This window comes from Acinetobacter sp. DL27, assembly GCF_055810995.1.
In genome coordinates this window covers 1,181,986-1,203,832 of the sequence record NZ_CM147947.1, presented here as the reverse complement: position 1 = coordinate 1,203,832, position 21,847 = coordinate 1,181,986, and the positions used below count along the sequence as shown (strand labels likewise).

The window sequence follows — 21,847 nt, the reverse complement described above, 5'->3', positions numbered from 1 at the left end:
AATTAATCAGCGCGGCGCCAGATTGTCCCTTGACGAGTGTCTTCCAAAACCACACCTTGATCCAACAAGGACTGACGAATTTCATCCGCTTTGGCAAATTCTTTGGCTTTTTTCGCATCTTGACGTTGTTGAATCAAATCTTCAATTTGCTCTTCAGACAAAGCCAAAGCCTCTTGCCCAATATCAGACTTCAGGAACTCTTCAACATTGTGCTGAACCAAACCTAGAATATTGGTTAAGTGGCGTAAAGTTGCGTAGTAAATCGCAGCTTGCTCAGTTTGTTGCTCTTTTACGGCACGGTTCAATTCTTTGTTTACTTCAAACAATACCGCAATGGCCTCAGCGGTATTGAAGTCATCACGCATGGCACTATTGAAACGCTCAAGCAATGTTTCATCTAAGGTATCGACTTGTGTATCACCATAGGCTTGTTGATAAGCTTTGAATGAATGATAGAAACGTGACAGCGCTGTTTTTGCTTCTTTTAAAGCAACATCAGAGAAGTTCACAGGGCTACGATAGTGTGATGACACAATGAAATAGCGAATCACTTCAGGATGGAACTTATCCATCACATCACGAATGGTAAAGAAATTGCCCAATGACTTCGACATTTTCTCGCCATCAACGTTGATGAAACCAACATGCATCCAATAGTTGACATACTGCTCGCCAGTTGAAGCCTCAGACTGTGCAATTTCATTTTCATGGTGCGGGAACATCAAGTCTGAACCACCACCATGAATGTCAAAATGGTTCCCTAGGCAGCAAGTCGACATCGCAGAACATTCAATATGCCAGCCCGGACGACCTTTGCCCCACGGCGAAGCCCATGCAGGTTCATTTTCTTTGGCATGTTTCCAAAGTACAAAGTCAAAGGGATGTTTTTTCTCAACTTCAACATCGACACGTTCAGATGCACCCGCTTGCATATCTTCCAATTTACGCCCTGAAAGACGACCATATTTAGCGAATTTTTCCACTTGGAAATACACATCACCATTGGCAGATGGATAAGCTGTACCCTTTTCAACCAAATTGCCAATCATGCTTTGCATTTGATCAATATAATCCGTCGCACGCGGTGCTTCATCTGGATGTAAACAACCTAGATTTTCAGCATCTTCATTCATCGCTTGAATAAAGCGGTCTGTCAGCTGCGTAATCGACTCGCCATTTTCATTGGCACGTTTAATGATTTTGTCGTCAATGTCGGTAATGTTACGTACATATTTAACGCTCCAACCTTGGCTACGCAGGAAGCGAATAATATAGTCAAATGCAACCATCACGCGCGCATGTCCAATATGACAGTAGTCATACACCGTCATACCGCAAACATACATATCAATATGCCCCTCAACACGAGGTACGAATTCTACTTTTTTGCGTTGCTCTGAGTTATATAGAACAAATGGTTGCATAGCGATTCAAAAGACTTCAAATATAAGAATGGATCATCTTAACCTAAGCATTATTTTTCATAAAGTTTTCAGAAGATTTTTCTTTCAATTATCTCGCCGCTTTTCATTTATACGCAACTATTTCCAAATTTCCATTATCCAAATCTTAAACGGGTTACCGGTAAATATTGGCATTGCATGATGCATTTACTAGGGATGAACATGTACATGCTCGCAATGCTCATGGCTATGAGGTTTTGGCGCTTCATGATCTGTTCGAATACAACAGCCCTCGACATACTGACTGGTACCATCCACATAAAACTCCTCTTTCCACACAGGAACTTCATGTTTCACCCGTTCTACCGCTTCCTCGCAGGCTTGGAAGGCTTCACGGCGGTGCGCGGCATAAGCCATCGCAATAATTGCAGTATCACCAATATCTAAAGCGCCAATGCGATGCACCACCCGAACATAAGACACGCCATATTTTAATTGGATCTCTTGTTCAATTTGACGAATCATTTTTTCAGCGACAGGTGCATAAGCGGTATATTTTAACGCTTTTACAGCTTTACCTTGATGGTGATTCCGCACCGTACCAATGAATATGCCAATGCCACCACACTCAGGAAAATGTTGGATGCCATCAAAGTCATTTTGACTAAAAACCACTGTTTGAATCCGCGGAAATTGTTTTAATTCCATATCAACCTCCTGCCACAGGGGACAACAACACCAAAGTACAATCTCGACTTAAAATGGTCTGCCTTGCAATAATGTCTTCACCGATTGCACAGGCACAGCGCTCCAATAATGTGTGGACATCTGGGTACTGAGCAACGATATCCTTTAATACCGCTGCAACCGATGAATCAGGCTCACATTGCAGCATTAAATTGGGGGGTAACTGGCGTTCAATCGCACCAAAAGCTTCAATCTTTACTCTAATCAAGTTATTTAACTCCTGAGTCATCCTAACCTCCAATCATATGCATACTGATTTTTCGCACTGGCTGATGCAACTGCTGTTTTTGAATGGCATGAAAACCTTGCTCTTTATGCCAAACATAAGTTGAAAGTTTACTTTCTAAAACAAAGGCTTCGTGCTGATTAAGTTGGGTAAGTTGTTGAATGTCTAACTTTAAATTTAAGCCTTGCTTGGCAAAAAGACAATTATAAAACTCACCTTGCGCATTCAACCGTAGTCGATCACACTCCCCACAAAATGAGTTGCTAATGGTAGAAATAATCCCAACCTTCTCACCATCTACCCGATAACTACGTGCAGGATTGGCACCTTGTCCTTCAAGCACTTGCACCGTAAATTGCGAGCTGAGTTGGGACAAAATCTCTTGTTCAGTGACGACATCGGCTTGCGACCAATTTTGATCGCCATCCAAAGGCATAAACTCAATAAAACGCAGTTCTACCTTTTGCTGCTTTGCCCACTGCACCAAAGGGACAATTTGATCATCATTGATGCCTTTCATCAGCACGGTATTGATTTTGATGTTAAAACCAACCTGTTGTGCGGCCTGAATACCTTCCAGCACTGTATGTAGTTGTTTTTTGGTGAGGTGTTGAAATTGCTCGGCATCTAGACTGTCTAGACTAATATTTAAATCATCCAGCCCTGCTTGCTTTAAAGCGGCGGCATATTGTTTTAAATAATGACCATTGGTGGTAATGGAAATACGCTTCAGCCCCTGTTTTTTTAGGCTTTGTAACTGTTCGATAAAATGTACCACACCTTGGCGCATCAACGGTTCACCCCCCGTGATACGAATTTGCTCAATGCCATGCTGCACCATAAATTTGCAAAAATGGTAGAGTTCTTCAAAGCTGAGCAAGTCGTGCTTTTTCATCCATTCGGGATGTTCGGGCATGCAATAGACGCATTTAAAATTACAACGATCCGTCACAGAGATTCGTAATTTGCGCTTTTCACGTCCAAACTGATCTTGGAATACTCTAACTGCGGATACATGGGTCATGCTGTTCATCTGTCTTGCCTATGCGTCCTTTGAGCGGTGTCGGTGCAGTTCATATTTCACGCCCTATTTTCTAAAGTATAAATTGCAATAACTGTTCCAACTTTGTGCACTTTCTAAATTTTGAGTATTTTCAGTTCACCGCCGTAATGAGTGATCACTGCTACATACGTTTATAATCCAAATAAAATAACGACTCCCATAAATATATTCTAAATTTTTGTTTTATAATAAATTTAATATCAACATGAATACTTATTTGGTTCTTTTATAGATTTTTATTTAAACAGTCAAATCGGTTTATGGCAACATCTTTTGCTCTCAACACACACTCCCATTCTCCGTATCTGAGATATTTATAAAAAATTGAGTTGCCGATGCTGTTGTAACTCATCCAAAGAGTTAATACTGTGAAAAAACAGTGCATGATTTTTAAATCGTGCCACTTGTGGGTGCAAATCTGCAAAACACTGCCTTAAGCTGCGCTGATTTTGTTCAAGGTGCTGAATCAATGTCGGTAGACTGCTCCGTTTCAACAAACAAAATGGATACAGTGCACGGTCATTGATTTCTACAATAACGACACCACAGTTCGGATCTTGTTGCATCGCCTGATGTAGCCGTGAAAACACTTTTTTCGGAATAAAAGTCACATCACAGGGTACGAACAGCACATAGTCTGATTGCACATGTGTCCATGCACTTTTCATCCCCATCAAGGGCCCTTGAAAGCCTGTTGCCTCATCTTCAAAAAAACCAATCGACGGAATCAACCGCTCATAAATGGAATGATCCCGATGGCTGTTGACCCATACCTTGGTTGCTCGTGATTTTAGCTGCTGATGAATTTTGATGAGTTGAATTTCATCATCAAATTTTTGCAAGAGCTTATTAATGCCATTCATACGACGCGCCTGACCGCCCGCCAAAATGACAACTTCAGTTTCTGGGTAGCTCACGGGTTTGAATATTTTTCTTTTCATTCTACATCCTCCGTTTGACAAGCTTTGATCAGACCTCGAATTTCAGGTAAGCAGGAACCGCAATTGCCTCCTGCCTTTAAGCATGCAGTGACTTGTTTTTCATGGGTGATATTTTTTTCTTTAATGACATCGATAATACGATTTTTCCCAACTTTAAAACAGCTACAGACCAGTGGGCCATCGCTATTAGTCATTGACATGGCTTGCCCTGCCAATAAAGCTTTCCGATGCATCGCGCTTAAGCGTTCGCGCTTAAACAGACTTGCCACCCAGTCTCGATCTGGCAATAAGGCTTTAGGCGCAATATACAGACTTGCAATAAGGTGTCCATCTTGTAACACCACACTATGACTGATATGGGCCGTTTGATCTTCTACATTGAGCCATTCAAAACTTTCATCATCAAAAGGCAATAAAGCTTTGAGTTGTTCCGTGGTTTCCGTAAAACGTCGGCGATCTGCCAGCTCATAACGAATAGCTTTGGACGTTTTGATTTTGGTCCACCAAATGCTTTGTTCAATACTTTGTTGTACCAAATGTTCAAAGCCCGTTCTGACATAAAATACGCCCTGCCATTGCGTATAAAACGGATGAATCATCACAGGGGTATGTTTGAACTCAGGTTCTCCTGAAATCGCATCCACCACAGGATTCACCACTTTGCCAATCCGTGCATCAGATGCGAATTGATCACTCCAGTGAATCGGTGCAAAAATCTGTCCACGGCGGATATTGTCACTGACCGTGGCACGCAGTACGCAATTTCCCCAAGCCGATTTGATCTCTACCAGTTCCCCATCTTTCAAACCATATTTCAGTGCATCATTTGGGTGAATTTCACAATAAGGTTCTGCTTTATGTGTACTTAAATTGGCTGATAAACCTGTACGCGTCATGGTATGCCATTGATCTCGGATGCGTCCCGTATTCAGTACCAATGGATAATCACTGCTGGTTGGATTCACTGCGCCAACCGCCATTGTTGCAATAAACTTAGCTTTACCATCTGCGTGACTAAACTGACCATCTTTAAATAATTGGGCAAAAATGTTTGGTGTGGTTTGGCCATTTTTCAAAGGTGCGAGCACAGGCCATTGCGTCGGTTCAAGTTCTTGGTAGTCGTCAAGTGAAAGATCCGTTAGACCTGCCAAATTGAAATAGCGGAATGTTTCAGTCGATGAACGTAAATCGATTTCTGCATTTTGATAAGCTGAAAGCTGGGCATGTTCTTTGAAAATGTCATGACTACTTTCAAAGTCAAAACCCTGAAATCCTAATTTTTTCGCAACTTGTGAAACTGACCACCAATCCGCTTGTGCTTGTTCTGGAATGTCTAAAAAGGCACGCTGTCTGGAAATACGGCGTTCTGAATTGGTGACTGTGCCATCTTTTTCACCCCAACCCAATGCAGGCAGTAACACATCGGCATATTGAGTGGTATCTGTATCTAGACAAATGTCTGACACCACCACAAACTCACATTTATCTAGTGCACGTTTCACCTGATCGGCATTGGGCAAACTCACCACAGGATTGGTCGCCATAATCCAAATGGCTTTAATTTTTCTAGCTTCGACAGCTTCAAAAAGGTCGACAGCCTTTAAACCCACTTGCTTTGCAATGGTTGGACTGTGCCAAAACTGCTGTACGAGTTGCTGATGCTTGGGATTATCCAAATCCATATGGGCAGCCAACATATTGGCAAGGCCACCCACTTCACGCCCGCCCATTGCATTCGGTTGGCCCGTCATGGAAAAAGGCGCTGCGCCCAATTTCCCAATTTTGCCAGTTAACAAATGACAGTTGGTAATGCTATTGGCTTTGTCTACCCCACGTGAAGACTGATTCACACCCATTGAAAATAAGCTCATCACTTTTTCTGTTTGAGCAAATTTTTCAAAAAAGAGTGCTAATTTTTCAACAGAAATCCCCGTCCGTTCGCTCACACTCGCTATTGATGCTTCAGATGCGCTGCTTGCCAGCGCTTGCTCTAGCCCTTGAGTATGCTTTGCAATAAAATCGGTATCGGTATAATGATTGGTTGCTAAATACTGTAATAGACCATTGAACAGTGCGACATCTTGACCCGGTAAAATCGGTAAGTGTAAATCAGCCGCCTCACAAGTGGCAGTAAAACGCGGGTCAATCACGACGACAAAAAGATCTCGCTCCTCTTTGGCTTTCATGATGCGTTGGTACAATACTGGATGACACCATGCGGTATTTGAACCCACCAAAACCACCATATCGGTATGTTCAAAATCACTATAACTGGCTGGGACTAAATCTTCCCCAAAAGCGCGTTTATGCGCAGCAACGGCTGAAGACATACACAACCGTGAATTGGTGTCGATATTGGCCGTACCTAAGTAGCCTTTAACAAATTTATTGACCACATAATAGTCTTCGGTCAGCAGTTGACCTGAAACATAAAAAGCAATACTTTCAGGCCCATATTGATCGATATAATGTTGAAATTTGTTGGCGATTAAATCTGTTGCGGCATCCCATGAACTTACCTCACGTTGCGGTTTACGCCCTAACATGGGATGTAAGACGCGCGTTTCTAAACCTACCGTATCGGCTAAATTACTGCCTTTAATGCACAACTTTCCATAATTAGATGGATGTTGAGCATCACCCACCACAGAGACTTTTTGCCCTAAAGCCGTTTCTTCAACAGTTGCTGTTACCCCACATCCCACCCCACAATATGGGCAAGTGGTTTGTGTGGTTGTTATCATTTTTTCTGTGGAGCTATGCAGTTCCATTACAGGGATACTATTCATTTCTGCTTCGCTCCTATTTGCCTTTCATTTATTTTGAATCACTCACAACGGCGTCTTTTCTTTTGTGTTTAGATTTAGGATTAACCTTCGGTTCGACCTACTTTTCTTTTGGGAAAAGTAGGCAAACCATTGTCATTCACAAAACTCGTTCCATACCACTTTCATCCCAACTTATTCGCAGAAACATTGATTTTCATAAGTAGCCCTACCTCAAACAAGTTGTGAATGACGTTTCCACGTATCAAATTAACTATTAGAAAATCTATCCCCCTCCTTTCAAGAGGAGGTTTTACCCTGCTTTTTTTAATGCAAAATCTTTACCAAATAACAATTTATTTCGAATTGAAGAAATTGGGGTTTGATCCGAAATAAGTTCTGCATACCAAACACCATCTTCGGTATCCCCAAACAACACCGCACCAACGACCTTATCCTTTTGAATAATAATGCGTTTATAAATCTGACGTTTTTCATCATTTAAAATGATGTCTTCAAAGTCATCCTTCGGTTCAAAATTACCCGCTGAGAACACATCACAGCCACTTACCTTTAACTGTGTTGGAACAGTTGGTGCTTTGAACGTTAAGCTGCCATGCTCCGCCAAATGTGAGGCACAAATGAACGCCTGCCCCCAAAGTGGCTCAACCAAGCCAAAAGTCTGGCTACGATGTTCAATACACTCGCCTACGGCGTAAATACTTGGGTCAAAAGTCTGCATGGTGTCATTCACCAACACACCACGGTTACAGCGTAGTCCTGCACTTTGTGCAAGTGCCATGTTCGGACGAATACCAACTGCAAATACCACAAGATCCGCCTCTAAGACTGTACCGTCTTTCAAGCGAATTTGAGTGACATGACCATCCACACCCACCAATGCTTCAGTATTGGCCTCAGTTATAATGGAGATACCCTTTTGTTCAATACTATGGCGTAGCATTTGGCTGGCTTTACTGTCTAATTGGCGCTCCATAATGCGATCCATCAGATGTAAAACCGTGACATTCATCCCGCGTTGTTTGAGACCATATGCAGCTTCAAGTCCCAACAGCCCACCACCGATTACCACGGCATTTTTCTTGGTCTTGCAGTAATCCAGCATGGTGTTGATATCATAGATATCTCGGAAACTAATGACACCTTTCAAATCTGCTCCAGCAATTGGAGGAATGAACGGTTTCGAACCTGTCGCTAAAATTAAACGATCATAATCAACCACTTCTCCTTTTTCGGTATAGACCTGCTTACGAGGACGGTCTATACGTACCGCAGGATCCCCCGCAATGAAACGAATCCCTTTGTCGCTATACCATGCATGTGGATGTAACATGATGTCGTCAATGGTTTTATCCCCTGACAACACTGGCGATAACATAATACGGTTGTAGTTCCCCCAAGGCTCTTCACCAATCACCGTCACTTCATAACGGTCTGGTGCCATGTCGAGTAAATCTTCCAAACAACGCATCCCCGCTAGGCCATTGCCAACCAGCACCAACTTCATTTTTTCCTGAGATGCACCTGTGTTGGTGATATAGGTTTTTTGTGGTGTCGGACTAATCCACACTCGGCCATTTTCAATTTTGCTTGGAAAAACCAATAGTTTTTGATCTTTATCTTCCAAGCAACGTCCCGTCGCCAAACTAAAATGCTGTTTATAAATCGGGGACGCCACCACACGTTCACCTTGCAAGTCCCCAATAATGCCGCGCGACATTACAAAAGCTTGGCTAAATGGATCTTGATTGCTCAAGGCATATACCCGCTTTTCAGCACCGACACGAAAAATAGCAATTTGCTGATGTTCAATAAGTGCACCTACGCCAGTGTTTGGCGTTACATCATCTAGCGCACAGACATCAACCCAATCTAGCTCAGTCATTTCTTTTAAAATTGTCATCATCTTGATCCTTTTTAAACTTTTTCATTCATTTATTCCCTCTAATTTTTGCTTTTGAGAGAGTGCTGAAGAAAGAAGTTTGAATACCCTAATTTGTTAAGCTTCAACCACTGGAATACGGCTACGATCTCGTTCAGCCTCAGTTTTAGGACGAATCTGGCCACGAACTTCTGCAAACTGAATATGCGGATCTTGTTGTTGTTCAGTTTTGGCATTGATGAAAGTCACGAAGCGTTTACGTACTTCTGGGTCTTCAACAGCCGTACGCCATTCATCTTGATAAGTCCCTACCACATGGTTCATACGACGTTCGAGTTCAGCAGCTATGCCTAAAGAATCATGTACAACCACATCTTTGAGATAATCTAAACCACCTTCCATGTTGTCGCGCCATACCGAAGTTCGTTGTAAACGGTCTGCGGTTTGCACATAGAACATAAAGAATCGGTCGATGTATTTAATTAAAGTTTGGGTATCGAGATCTGAAGCCAATAACTCGGCATGGCGAGGCTTCATTCCTCCATTACCGCAGACATACAGGTTCCAGCCTTTTTCAGTGGCAATTACCCCGACATCTTTACTTTGCGCTTCGGCACATTCACGAGTACAGCCTGAAACAGCCATTTTTAATTTGTGCGGTGAGCGTAGTCCTTTGTAGCGGTTCTCTAGGAAAATGGCTAAACCAACCGAGTCATCCACACCGTAACGACACCACGTACTGCCGACGCAAGACTTCACTGTACGCAGCGATTTCCCATACGCATGACCTGACTCAAAGCCCGCCGCGATGAGCTTTTCCCAAATTTCAGGAAGTTGGTGAATTTGCGCGCCAAACATATCGACACGTTGCCCACCAGTGAGTTTGGTATATAAGCCATATTCTTTAGCAATTTGCCCCACAGCAATTAAGCCATCAGGCGTAACTTCACCGCCTGCCATCCGTGGAACTACAGAATAAGAACCATCTTTTTGAATATTTCCTAGGTAGTAGTCGTTACTGTCTTGTAGACCTGCATGGCTTGGTTTTAGAACAAAGTCATTCCAACACGACGCTAAAATATTGGCTACTGTTGGCTTACAAATATCGCAGCCCAAACCATGACCATGTTGTTGAATCAGATCATCAAAAGTTTTGATTTCATTGACCCGCACCAAGTGATACAGCTCTTGACGTGAGTAAGCAAAGTGCTCACAAATATGGTTATTCACTGTCACGCCTTGGCGTTGTAATTCAGACTTCAGCACTTGAGTGACCAGTGGCGCACACCCCCCACAGGCTGTAGCTGCTTTGGTACATTTTTTTAGGGCCCCTAGAGACGTTGAGCCCTCGGCAATTGCACTGCAAATATCGGCTTTAGAAACGTTATTACATGAGCAAATGGTTGCACTGTCTGGCAATAAATCAACTCCACTGCCGCCAGATTTACTTGAGGATTGTGCATAACCCGGCATGATTAAACTTTCAGGATTTTCTGGAAGCACTAATCCATTCAGCATCATTTGTAGTAAGTCGTTGTACTCTTTTGCACAGCCCACTAAAACCGCGCCAAGTAACTTGGTTTTTTCGCCGTTCACCACGATTTTTTTATAAACTTGTGTATCTTCGTCGGCATAGAAATAACTGAGTGCATTCGGTGTCATCGCATGTGCATCACCGACGGAAGCAACATCAACGCCCATCAGTTTCAACTTGGTGCTCATGTCTGCACCCGCAAATTCAGTACAAGCTTGTTCAGTGACATGTTTTGCTGCAATACGTGCCATGTCATAGCCCGGGGCCACCAGACCATAAATTTTGTTTTGCCACAGTGCACATTCACCAATGGCGTAAATATCTGGATTTGACGTTTGGCAATAATCATTAATCATGATCCCGCCGCGCTCCCCAAGCGCTAAACCACTTTGACGCGCCAACTCATCACGTGGGCGAATACCCGCTGAGAACAAAATGATGTCTGTTTCAAGCTCAGAACCATCACCAAATTTCATCACATGCTTCGTCGTAGCACCTTCCTCAATCGATGAAGTTGCTTTTTGGGTATGAACTTTTACGCCTAAGTTTTCAATTTTTGCACGTAGAACCTTTCCGCCCAAGTCATCAATTTGAACCGCCATGAGACGCGGTGCAAACTCAACCACATGTGTTTCCAAGTTCAAATCACGTAGCGCCTTAGCAGCTTCTAGGCCCAGTAAACCGCCACCAATTACCACACCTGATTTCGCATTAAGACTTGCAGCACGAATCGCATCTAAGTCTTCAATGGTTCGGTAGACAAAGCAGTTTTCACGGTCATTACCCGAAATAGGCGGAACAAAAGCATATGAACCTGTTGCCAAGATTAGTTTGTCAAAACGAAGAACATCACCATGATTCGTCGTCACCGTTTTATGGGCTTGATCAATTGCAACTGCTTTGGTATTCAAACGTAAATCTATGCCATAAGCATCAGCAAAATCTGCACGACAAAGGGTTAAATCCTTTGCAGATTTACCACTGAAATATTCAGTCAAATGTACGCGGTCATAAGCCAAGCGCGGTTCTTCGGCCAAGATGGTAATTTCAACATCATCACCCACATATTCGAGTACTGATTCGATAAATTTGTGGCCAACCATGCCATGACCAATCATGATGATTTTCATATTCTTTCTCCGCAATATTTCATTTGTTCTGCCTGAGCCTTGAGGCTTGGGTTTAATCTCTTTATTTAGTTTTGCGCTTCAGCAATGCTACGATCATGTACTGCTTGTTCGAATAAGCGCTGTTCCTTTTCTTTATGCTCAACAGAGAAGCGAATCATGAGAACAAAACTTGCAGCGATGACCACCAAGCCACCTAAAATCATCAGTGTGGTTTGAATATCCAACATACCTTTGAGTAGGAAACCTGCTGCCACTGCACCCACGTTACCCCCTGCGCCAATAATGCCTGCCACACCGCCCAAAGCATCACGATCAATAAAAGGTACCAAAGCATAAGTTGCACCACATGCCATGTGCGTGAACAATGCAAAGACTGTCATTGCGAGTATCGCAAAGATAGGGGTATTCATTTGAGAGAATAGGACGAGGAAGATACCTTCCAGCAGAATCATGCCAAACAACACTTTAGTACGACCATCAAGCCCTTTTTTGGTTGCGACTTTGTCTGACACAATGCCGCCCAGAGCACGAGCAAACAGTGCCAGTAAACCGAAAATACCAGCCGCCATCCCGGCTTCTTTTAAACCAAAGCTAAAGTGGTCAACGTAGTACATCGCGACAATGTTATGAATAAAAATTTCAATCCCGAAACACGCGGCATAGGCACCAAATAAAATCCAAACACGGTAGTTTTTCGCAGCATGCATCAGAATCGCTACACCACCTTTTTTATCTGAACCAACACTGACACCCTCTGCACGAAGTTCTTTGAAGTTGCCTTGTGGACAATCTTGAGTAAATTTCCAATACATCAAACCCACGATCAACATCAAGATACCCGGAACAATCAGTGCAATTCTCCAGCCCATCGCTTGCTCTACACCAAACATCACTAAGGCACCAAGCATCAATGGCATGAGTACTTGTGTTGCACCACCGCCTGCATTACCCCAGCCTGCTGTCGCTGCGTTTGCAGTCCCGACTACGTTTGGCGCAAACATAATGCTGGTGTGATACTGAGTGATGACAAAGCTTGCCCCAATCGCACCAATCAATAGACGGAAGAACAAGAAGGATTCATAGCTATTTGCAGACGCGACTCCAAAGACTGGAATGCTGCCGAGTACTAGAAGTGCAGTATAGGTTTTACGCGGGCCGTATTTATCACACAGCGGCCCCACAATAAGACGAACTAAAATGGTGATGGCTACGGCCGCAATATTAATATTGGCAATTTGATCTTTGGTTAAATGAAATTCACCCGCGATCACTGGCATCAGCGGAGCACAAGCGAACCAAGCAAAGAAGCAGACAAAAAAGGCGAGCCAACTCATGTGGAAGGCTCTCATTGCTGCGCCGTTAAAACTGAAAAGACTTATTTTTGTTGCTTTTTTAGCATGTAAATTTGAAGACATAACCTTCTCCAGACTGAACTGAGCGTATAGTTTTTCTACAGCACAAACTCTTGGGATGTAGAAGCGATCAGAACGGACGTCGTTGGCCGTCTTACAAATTTGATTTAGAGTCGTCTTTGACTCATTAGAGATAAAGCAATGAGTGTGCCAATATTTATAATTAAATAACAACATATTGTTTTTTAAAAATTTATTTAAAAAATAATCTTATAATTCGATATAGTCAGCTCTTTTTATTTTTAAAGCACAACAGCTAATTTTTCCGACTTTTTGAAACACTGCTACCTCTTGGTGCATTTTGCATTATCGATGAGCATCTGCTTTCTCAAATAAACGACATTGCTTTGTTCTAAGCACGACATCTAGAAATTCGCCCTTAGATGCACAAATCGATTGAGAACATCAACACTTCGATTTACTGAACCCATATCCGCAATCGTCTTCATGCTAACATGCATACTTTGCCTGTAATCGCGACCATAAAGATTGACTGCCTGATTCGAGATAAAGCTGGCATTTGTTAAGTTTGGCATTTAAATTGCTTGTACACTTTTAGATCTCATTTTCAGGTTTTCCTGAGCACTGTACAGTATGCCTAAACTGAAAATTGCATTGATTGATGACAATCAAGAACGTGCACAATATATTCGAAATTCCCTCATCGAACATGATTTCGATGTAGTTGCCTGCCTGATTATCGATCACATCAATATTAGCCGTCTTGAACAATTAAGTGCTGACGTCATTTTGTTAGATATGGACCACCCGCAACGTGACATCATTGAAAGCTGTGTAAGCCAATTTAATCTGCCCACTGTTTTATTTACTAAAAATAGCCATAAAGACACCATTAAAAGTGCCATAGATGCTGGGGTGACGGCATATATAGTGGATGGGATCGATCCTTCAAAGTTAGAAAATATTTTAGAGATCTCGATCGAACAGTTTCGTAAACACAAAAAGTTGCTCACAGACTTACAAGATACCAAAAATAAACTCGCCGATCGTAAAGATGTGGAGCGTGCGAAAGTCTTGCTGATGCAATTACATGGACTATCTGAAGACGATGCCTTTCAATTACTGCGTAAAAATGCCATGAGCCACCGTATGACCATCGGTGAAATGGCAAGACGTCTGTTGGATGCTCAACAGCTTTTACAATCTCAACTCAAGGACTAAGTCATGGCTCAACTCGAAAAGTCACAACTTCATCTGGGCTATATTCCACTTTTAGACTGTGTTCCTTTACTGTGGGCTAAACAACGCGGTTTTTTTGAGGAAGTAGGCTTAGACGTAAGCTTAGTCAAAGAAGCGTCTTGGGCAAGCTTAAGAGATCGTTTGGCTTTTGGTTTTCTAGATGCCGCGCATTGTTTATCTGCCATGTTGCCTGCTGCTGCACTCGCTCAAGATCAACTCGGTATTCCGCTACAAACCCCTCTCGTCTTAAGCTACAACAGTGCTTTTATCAGCTTAAGCCAAAAACTATGCTACGCGCTTGATATCAAAAAAACTGACGATGCAGCCACCACTGCACAGAAATTCTTTAGTGCCATGCAGCATGAACAGTATCTTCCGATTGCCCATGTGTTTAAGCAGTCTATTCATCATTATTGTTTACGTGAGTGGTTGGCATTGGCGAATCCTGAATTTTCCAAACGCGTACATTTACGCACTTTACCGCCACCCTATATGGTGGAAGCCATTTCAAATCAATTGATCGATGGTTTTTGTGTTGGGGAACCTTGGAACACACAAGCGGAAATTCAAGGCTATAGCCAAATCGTTGCGACTGGCTCAGAAATTATTCCTCGCGTCGCAGACAAAGTACTGGCTGTGACTCAAGAATGGGCTATCTCCAATCCCAATACACTTGCAGCCCTCGTCCAAGCCATCCAAAAAGCACAAGTTGAACTTAAACAGATGCAGGATCTTGAACCGGTTTGGCAAGTCTTGGTCGATTACAACATCATTCGCTTTGCGTGTTCAGCAAGTGTTCACGTCGAAAAATATCACCTGATTCAGAACATCATTCGTGGTTTTATTCCCGAACAAGCTCTGCCTCAAGTTTCGGATTTTGTTTGGCTCACACAGCAAATGCAAAAATGGGATGATATAAATTTAGATAGTGATGAAATTCGCGGTATTAGTGAAAATTGCGTCATTCAAACAAAGGCTTGATTTTTAAATTATTACTATATGTTACTTAATCCGTAATTACGCACTATTTTGAAACATTTATTCTGAATAATATTTTTAAGTAAATCTGCGATCTAACTTTACTGCCACTTTATTAGACATTTTTCTTTAGCTTCCATTTATCTGAGCGTACTATTTACTCATGCGAAAAGCACGCTAATATCTTTTAAAACATGAAAACAATAGATAAATAATCTTCATCACAACTTCTTTTTTAAACGTCAAACTAACCCAAGGACAGCGGGGTGTATTATGTTTACCGAGGAAAATCGACATGTTTCTTTATTACATGCGATTAACAAAATACTGATTAAAGACTGGGATCCCCTGTGTATCTATCGCAATCCTGCACTACAAGATGAGTATGAGGAATACTTACCCAGTTTATTCCGATTCATTTGTGAACAAGCCAGTGAAACTGAAATTTTTGAATATTTATGGTGGGTGGAAAATAAGGTTATGGAAGTCAAAGGGAATAAGACCCATACTTTAAAAATTGCACATTTGTTGAAAGATTTACAGGAAGACTAAGCCGATTTTACGCCTGCAAATGCTCAATCAAATCGGTCACCATGTTGCTGTTGACGCAATACTCTTAAGTCTGCAAGCCCAGTATAAATTTCTGCTGCAATCAGGTCTCGGAACTGCTGTAACTGTTCTAGGTTTTCAATATGCATCAAACTTTGTCTAGGCATAAACTTAAAATAAAAAGGCAAGCGTTTCGGAATCAAATGTTTTGGTAAAGATGGAATCACCTCCCCTTTACGTAGCAAGCGACTTAACTGCGGCACTTGTAGCAACTTTTGAAAATATTGGTGCTGAATCACTTTATTAGCATCAAAACCAATATCAAAGACTTCATCTCCGCCTAACGCGGCAAACGGCACAATGTCATAGCCAAATTCTTGAGCAAGTTTTAAAAAGCCGTAGCGCTGTTTCCAAATCAGGTGGTACTGTTCGCCCTCACGTTTTAGAACTTCGCGTCCGCCACCAGGAAAAACCAAAATGGAATAGCCTTGTTGCATGGCTTCACGTACATAGGCCGGGACACCATCGACTGCACCAAATTTTTTCACCACACTGCGCCACAGTGGCAAATAAAAATGGCTATGATCAGCAATACTGACCACAGCCACTTGATGCTCATTGTAGAGATAATCAATCAACATAGGTGAATCAAGCACACCATACATAGAATGATTTCCTACATACATTGCAGGTTGTGATGCATCTAACTGTTCAGCACCGATAAATGTCGGTGTGAAATAGAGTTTGGATAAAGCACTCAGGCGTTTAATCCATTTTGCATCATGTTCAACCTGCAACATATGGGCTTATGCGACGTGTTTTTTCACAAGCACAGCTCCAACAGAGTAACCTGCGCCAAATGAACACAAAACACCGTATTCACCGTCATTGACTTGGTCTGCTGTGCGATGCAACGCTATAATGACACCTGCTGAAGAGGTATTTGCAAATTCATCTAAAATGATCGGCACTAAATCAGGCTGAGCATTTTCTTTGCCTACGACCAATTTCAAAATCAGCTCATTCATGCTGGCATTGGCTTGATGTAACCAGAAACGCTTCACATCAGTCGGTGCAATGTTGTTTTTCTCAAGTTGCGCTGTAATCATTTTGGCAACCAGTGGACAAACTTCTTTGAACACTTTACGACCGTCTTGAGCGAAACGATTGTTTTCAATCTCTGCATCGACTTCACTTAAGTTTAGGAAACCAAAGTTATTGCGGATGTTGTTTGAAAACTGTGTGAATAAGTTAATATCTTCAATTTCAAAACCAGTTTTGCTGTCGGTTTCTTCAATGATTGAAGCCGTTGCAACATCACCAAAGATAAAGTGGCAATCACGTGAACGGTAGTCCGTATGACCAGAGGTGATTTCTACATTCACCAATAATACACGGCGTCCGCCCGCTTTAATCGCATCATACGCTTGTTTAATGCCAAAGGTTGCTGCCGAACATGCTACATTCATGTCATAGGCATAACCTTGAATACCCAATGCTGTTTGGATTTCAATTGCAACTGCTGGATAAGCACGTTGTAAGTTTGAGCACGATAAAATTACGACATCGATATCTTCTGCAGTTACGCCTGCATTTTCCATCGCTTGTTTTGCAGCGATCACGCCCCATTCGGCTTGAATCGAGAGTTCATCATTTGAACGCTCATGTAACAATGGACGTAAACGCTTCGGATCTAAGATCCCTGTTTTCTCAACCACATAACGACGTTTTACACCAGATGCTTTTTCAATAAACTCTGCGCTTGACCCACGACGGGCTTCCAACTCGCCCGAAGCAATTTTGTCAGCATTGTCTAGGTTATACTGTTCCACATAAGCATTTAAACTTTCAACTAACTCTTCATTGGTAATGATGTCTTCAGGATGATAAAGACCCGTACCTGTAATGCGGATGCCCATGTAAAACTCCTTCTTTAAATTAACTATATCTTAACTGATTCCAAGCTTTTCCCATACTTTTTGCAAGCGAGTCGGAGAAATGGGCATCTTTGTTTTCATCGGTTGAGAGAATAAAGAAATCCGAAACTCCTCAACCATGAAATACAATTCTTTAAGGCGAGTGTCATTTTTAAACTTAAATAATTTTTCCATCCACGGGTCAACTTGATCAATGGCAGAATTATCCCTCTGTAGGTTATTGGGCAGGCGCTCCAAACGCAAGACCAATGCTTTCAAATATCGAGGAAATTCAAGCCAGATGTCGGAAGATTTTACATAGACAAAGTTTGATAAGCACATCAAATCTAGCTGATCTTCAACATCATCAATATTTTTCCCAAACACAGCATCATCTAAGACCAACAACTTTCGACGTATATCCTGCCATTGGATATAGATCTCTGTCACATCTACCAGTGCTTTTTGCCCATGGGTCAGAAAAGTTTTTTTGACATTTGCAACTAAGTTTTCAAATTCTTGTGCATTAACAGGCAGTTCATGAATCGACATTTGCAGTGTGGCATAAACTAACATTTGCTCCAGCTGCGCCTTATCGCCCAAAGGTGAATACGCCAATGCCAACGGTTTGGAAATTTGCTTTTTCAACTGACGGACCAAATCCCCCAGTTGTATATGCACCAAACGAAGTACACCCTCGCGGTGCTGTTTAATCGCCTCAGCTTGATCATTAAAAGTCTGAATCACGACACCAGACTCATCCTTTTGTTCCAGTGCTGCAAATGCCTTGGTTGGGACCAAAGCTTGATACTGCTTCACCACCACACCTGTGACTTTTTGTGACGCTTCAAACACAAAATTTTCAGGAAAAGCTTGGAACTCACCTTTGAGCTGTTTGACTGGACTATGAGTTTCCGTTCGGCAGCGCGCTTTTAACTCAGACAAGTCACGACCTTGTTCAATCACACGGCCTTTGTCGTCAATGACTTTAATCAACGGCAATAAATATTGTTCAACCCGCTCAAAGCTAAAGTCTTTTTCAGTGATTTGTTCGCCACGTAGCTGGAAGGCTAAAAAGCTAAAAATATGCTGTTGCAGATGCATCGCATCTACTTTCGCCATTAGCTTTGCAGCCGTATCAGGGATAGGCACCAAATGACGACGTTTATCTTTAGGCAGTGTTTTGAGTAAGGCTTCCATTAAATCCTGACGCCAGCCGGGAATGCCCCACGACCACACGTTTTCATCCACCTGAGGCAAGGCTTGCAACGGAATTTTCACTGTTGCTCCATCTTCGTCATGGCTTGGATCAAAACGGTAACTGGCCGCAAGGCGCAGTTCACCATTACGTAAAAAATCGGGAAACTGCTGCGTGGTTGGACGGTCATTCATCCACAGCGCATCATCATCGATAAATAAATAACGTGGGTTTTGCGGTTCAACCGTTGCGCGCCAGTCTTCAAAACTACGACGGCTTGCCACCTCTTCAGGAACTTTAGCCGCATAAAACTGGTAAATGGTTTCTTCATCCACCACCAAATCACGACGGCGTAGCTTATCTTCGACCCGCTCTACTTCTTCAAGTTTAAGCAGGTTGTGTTTTAAAAATGGTGGCGTAATACCCAAATGTCCTGTCGTCAGTGCATCTCGAAGGAAAATTTCATGTGCCACAACATGATCGACTTTTTCATAATTGATCTGACGTTTCGGCTCAATAATTAAGCCAAATAATGAAATTTGGTCATAGGCATTGACCACACCTGCTTTTTTCGACCAGTGCGGCTCAAAATAGTGGTGCTTCAGCAAATCACCTGCTGCAAGCAAAATCCACTCAGGTTCAATTTTTGCTAGTGTACGAATGTAGACCTGTGAGGTCTCTACCATCTCAAAAGCCATGACCCAAGGCGTATTGGTCTTATGTAAAGTAGATGCTGGAAAAATGCGGGCCTTTTGCTGACGCACAGCCATAAACACATTGCGTTCATCGGTTTTATTGGCAATAAAAGACAATAGACCTGTTAAAAGTGCACGGTGTAAATTTTCATAACTGGCTTTTTTCTCATTAAAAGACAACTTTAAGCCTTTTGCCAAATCAACCAATTGCTCATGAGTTTTCTTCCACTCACGTAGACGCAACCAACTTAAAAAGTGATTACGCGCAAAAGTACGACGTTTGTTTTCACTCATGTCACGGTTGGCAACCAGTGCTTCCCAAAGTTTGATATAAAATAAAAAGTCAGAATCGGCTTCACGGAACAACGCATGTTTCTGATCCGCCTGCATTTGTTTATCCGCAGGGCGTTCTCGTGGGTCTTGTACGGCCAAGGCAGCAACGATCACCAAGACTTCATTCAACACACCAAAATGTGCCCCACCCAAAATCATGCGGGCCAAACGTGGATCAATTGGCATTTTGGCCATTTGTTGACCAATTTTGGTTAAATCTCCTTTACCTCCCCCTTTGGAAAAGGGGGATTGAGGGGGATTGACTTCAGATGAATCTCCCCCAACCCCTCTTTGCAAAAGAGGGGCTTTACCTTTATCAGACATTGCCCCAAGTTCAACCAACAACTTACGACCATCGTTGACTAAACGATGATCTGGCGGCTCAATAAAATCAAAATCTTCTAAAGCACCCAGCCCTAAACTTTGCATCTGTAAAATCACTGATGCCAAGTTCGTTCGCTTAATTTCGGGTTCAGTAAACTCAGGGCGACTTTGAAAGTCTTCCTCAGAATACAAACGAATACATACACCTGGGGCAATACGACCACAACGGCCTTTACGCTGGTTTGCCGCTGCTTGTGAAACCGCTTCAATCGGTAAACGCTGTACACGTGAACGATAGTTATAGCGAGAAATACGCGCAAAACCACTGTCAATCACATAACGAATATTGGGTACAGTCAACGCTGTTTCTGCAACGTTAGTGGCGATAATAATGCGTCGCCCACCACCCGATGGATTAAATATTTTTTGTTGTTCAGCTAAGGCCAAGCGCGCATATAAAGGTAAAATTTCTGTATGTCGCGGCCCATGCTTTTGCAAAGTTTCTTGTAATTCACGAATCTCTTGTTCAGTGCTGGCAAAAATTAAAGTATCAGCATATTCAGGGTGACCTTTTTCTTGTGCATCCCGAAAACATTCCTCCACAGCTTGCACAACAGCACGAGGTAGATTTTCTTCAAAGTCATCAAACTCATCATCATCACTACCGACAATACTCATTTCAGACACAGGACGGTAACGCAGCTCGACTGGAAAACTACGACCTTCTACTTCAAAAATAGGCGCATTGTTAAAGTACTGACTAAAACGGTTTACATCTAAAGTTGCCGAAGTGATGATGACTTTTAAATCTTTACGGCGGGGCAAAAGCTGTTTGAGATACCCCATGATAAAGTCAATATTGAGCGAACGCTCATGCGCTTCATCGATAATAATGGTGTCGTATTTATTAAGATAACGGTCATTGGCCAGCTCTGCCAGCAAAATACCATCGGTCATTAAACGGACGATCGAATCCTGCGAGCCTTGTTCATTAAAACGAACTTTAAAAGAAATGGACTCGCCAAGTTTCTCACCAACTTCTTCTGCAATACGCTGGGACACGCTACGCGCAGCCAAACGACGTGGCTGTGTGTGACCAATCAGACCGGTTAAACCACGACCCGCCAACATCGCAATTTGCGGTAGCTGCGTGGTTTTACCCGAACCCGTCTCCCCTGCAACGATAATCACTTGATGCTCTTGAATGGCATCAATTAACTTATCTGCATACTGCGTAACAGGCAGGTCTTGATTCAGTTTAATATTCGGAATGCGTTCAATACGCTCTAGAACTTTTAAATGCGACTGTTCAAATAATGCTTGATATTGCTTTTCGTTGGCATCTTTTCCTTTTTTGAGTCGGTTTAAACGATGACGGTCTTTGACCATCACCAATTGCTCTATATTTAAAGGACGCTGCACAGAAAAAATACCTACATCAAAAACATCAATCGCTTAGTTTACGTGGTAATACGGCGAAGCGAAAGTACAGCATAATTTTTTAATTTTAACTTTTTTTCAAATATCCCC

At 42.4% G+C, this 21,847-nt stretch carries 15 protein-coding genes; 3 read left to right on the top strand and 12 right to left on the bottom strand.

Translation table 11 applies throughout. The annotated features are described in order from the left end of the window. Positions 1-2 precede the first annotated feature (2 nt). The 9 genes from cysS to AC0KVP_RS05765 form a co-directional block, all read right to left on the bottom strand. Entirely contained in the window at positions 3-1,424 is a 1,422-nt protein-coding gene (cysS, locus tag AC0KVP_RS05805) for a cysteine--tRNA ligase (RefSeq protein WP_010327074.1), read from the bottom strand. A gap of 189 nt (positions 1,425-1,613) precedes the next feature. Next, complete coding sequence (locus AC0KVP_RS05800; RefSeq protein WP_004982157.1) at positions 1,614-2,111, bottom strand: molybdenum cofactor biosynthesis protein MoaE; 498 nt, start codon at positions 2,109-2,111, stop codon at positions 1,614-1,616. 1 nt (position 2,112) lies between these two features. Next, the gene (locus AC0KVP_RS05795; RefSeq protein ID WP_473339586.1) at positions 2,113-2,379 is read right to left on the bottom strand and encodes a MoaD/ThiS family protein; all 267 of its coding nucleotides are present in this window, start codon (positions 2,377-2,379) and stop codon (positions 2,113-2,115) included. 1 nt (position 2,380) lies between these two features. Continuing rightward, positions 2,381-3,409 carry a GTP 3',8-cyclase MoaA gene (moaA, locus tag AC0KVP_RS05790; RefSeq protein ID WP_473339585.1) on the bottom strand — a complete coding sequence of 343 codons (1,029 nt, stop codon included), beginning with the start codon at positions 3,407-3,409 and terminating at the stop codon, positions 2,381-2,383. A gap of 344 nt (positions 3,410-3,753) precedes the next feature. Then, entirely contained in the window at positions 3,754-4,380 is a 627-nt protein-coding gene (mobA, locus tag AC0KVP_RS05785; RefSeq protein WP_004982162.1) for a molybdenum cofactor guanylyltransferase, read from the bottom strand. After that, entirely contained in the window at positions 4,377-7,169 is a 2,793-nt protein-coding gene (locus AC0KVP_RS05780) for a molybdopterin-dependent oxidoreductase (protein ID WP_473339583.1), read from the bottom strand. Before AC0KVP_RS05780 ends, mobA begins: the two co-directional genes overlap by 4 nt. Before the next feature lie 289 nt (positions 7,170-7,458). Beyond that, on the bottom strand, positions 7,459-9,069 hold the full coding sequence (gene nirD / locus AC0KVP_RS05775) for a nitrite reductase small subunit NirD (RefSeq protein ID WP_183172928.1): 1,611 nt from the start codon (positions 9,067-9,069) through the stop codon (positions 7,459-7,461). Between the two features lie 96 nt (positions 9,070-9,165). Continuing rightward, positions 9,166-11,712 carry a nitrite reductase large subunit NirB gene (nirB, locus tag AC0KVP_RS05770; protein ID WP_183172849.1) on the bottom strand — a complete coding sequence of 849 codons (2,547 nt, stop codon included), beginning with the start codon at positions 11,710-11,712 and terminating at the stop codon, positions 9,166-9,168. Positions 11,713-11,777: 65 nt separating this feature from the next. Continuing rightward, positions 11,778-13,127 carry an MFS transporter gene (locus AC0KVP_RS05765; protein WP_473339579.1) on the bottom strand — a complete coding sequence of 450 codons (1,350 nt, stop codon included), beginning with the start codon at positions 13,125-13,127 and terminating at the stop codon, positions 11,778-11,780. Between the two features lie 591 nt (positions 13,128-13,718). Here AC0KVP_RS05765 and AC0KVP_RS05760 point away from each other — a divergent pair. The 3 genes from AC0KVP_RS05760 to AC0KVP_RS05750 all read left to right on the top strand — a co-directional run bounded on the left by AC0KVP_RS05760 (position 13,719) and on the right by AC0KVP_RS05750 (position 15,854). Next, positions 13,719-14,306: an ANTAR domain-containing response regulator gene (locus AC0KVP_RS05760; protein ID WP_004982170.1), complete on the top strand. Its 588-nt coding sequence runs from the start codon at positions 13,719-13,721 to the stop codon at positions 14,304-14,306. Between the two features lie 3 nt (positions 14,307-14,309). Further along, positions 14,310-15,305 carry an ABC transporter substrate-binding protein gene (locus AC0KVP_RS05755; RefSeq protein ID WP_473339573.1) on the top strand — a complete coding sequence of 332 codons (996 nt, stop codon included), beginning with the start codon at positions 14,310-14,312 and terminating at the stop codon, positions 15,303-15,305. A 270-nt stretch (positions 15,306-15,575) separates the two neighbouring features. Then, the gene (locus AC0KVP_RS05750) at positions 15,576-15,854 is read left to right on the top strand and encodes a hypothetical protein (protein ID WP_114836560.1); all 279 of its coding nucleotides are present in this window, start codon (positions 15,576-15,578) and stop codon (positions 15,852-15,854) included. A 23-nt stretch (positions 15,855-15,877) separates the two neighbouring features. On the opposite strand, the gene AC0KVP_RS05745 is transcribed toward AC0KVP_RS05750, so the two are convergent. The 3 genes from AC0KVP_RS05745 to hrpA are packed head-to-tail and all read right to left on the bottom strand — an operon-like array spanning position 15,878 to position 21,739. Then, positions 15,878-16,651 carry a 1-acyl-sn-glycerol-3-phosphate acyltransferase gene (locus AC0KVP_RS05745; RefSeq protein ID WP_473339567.1) on the bottom strand — a complete coding sequence of 258 codons (774 nt, stop codon included), beginning with the start codon at positions 16,649-16,651 and terminating at the stop codon, positions 15,878-15,880. A gap of 6 nt (positions 16,652-16,657) precedes the next feature. After that, positions 16,658-17,770, bottom strand: a complete 1,113-nt coding sequence (locus AC0KVP_RS05740) for a beta-ketoacyl-ACP synthase III (protein WP_473339564.1) — start codon at positions 17,768-17,770, stop codon at positions 16,658-16,660. Between the two features lie 30 nt (positions 17,771-17,800). Continuing rightward, the gene (gene hrpA, locus AC0KVP_RS05735) at positions 17,801-21,739 is read right to left on the bottom strand and encodes an ATP-dependent RNA helicase HrpA (protein ID WP_473339562.1); all 3,939 of its coding nucleotides are present in this window, start codon (positions 21,737-21,739) and stop codon (positions 17,801-17,803) included. Between the last annotated feature and the right edge of the window lie 108 nt (positions 21,740-21,847).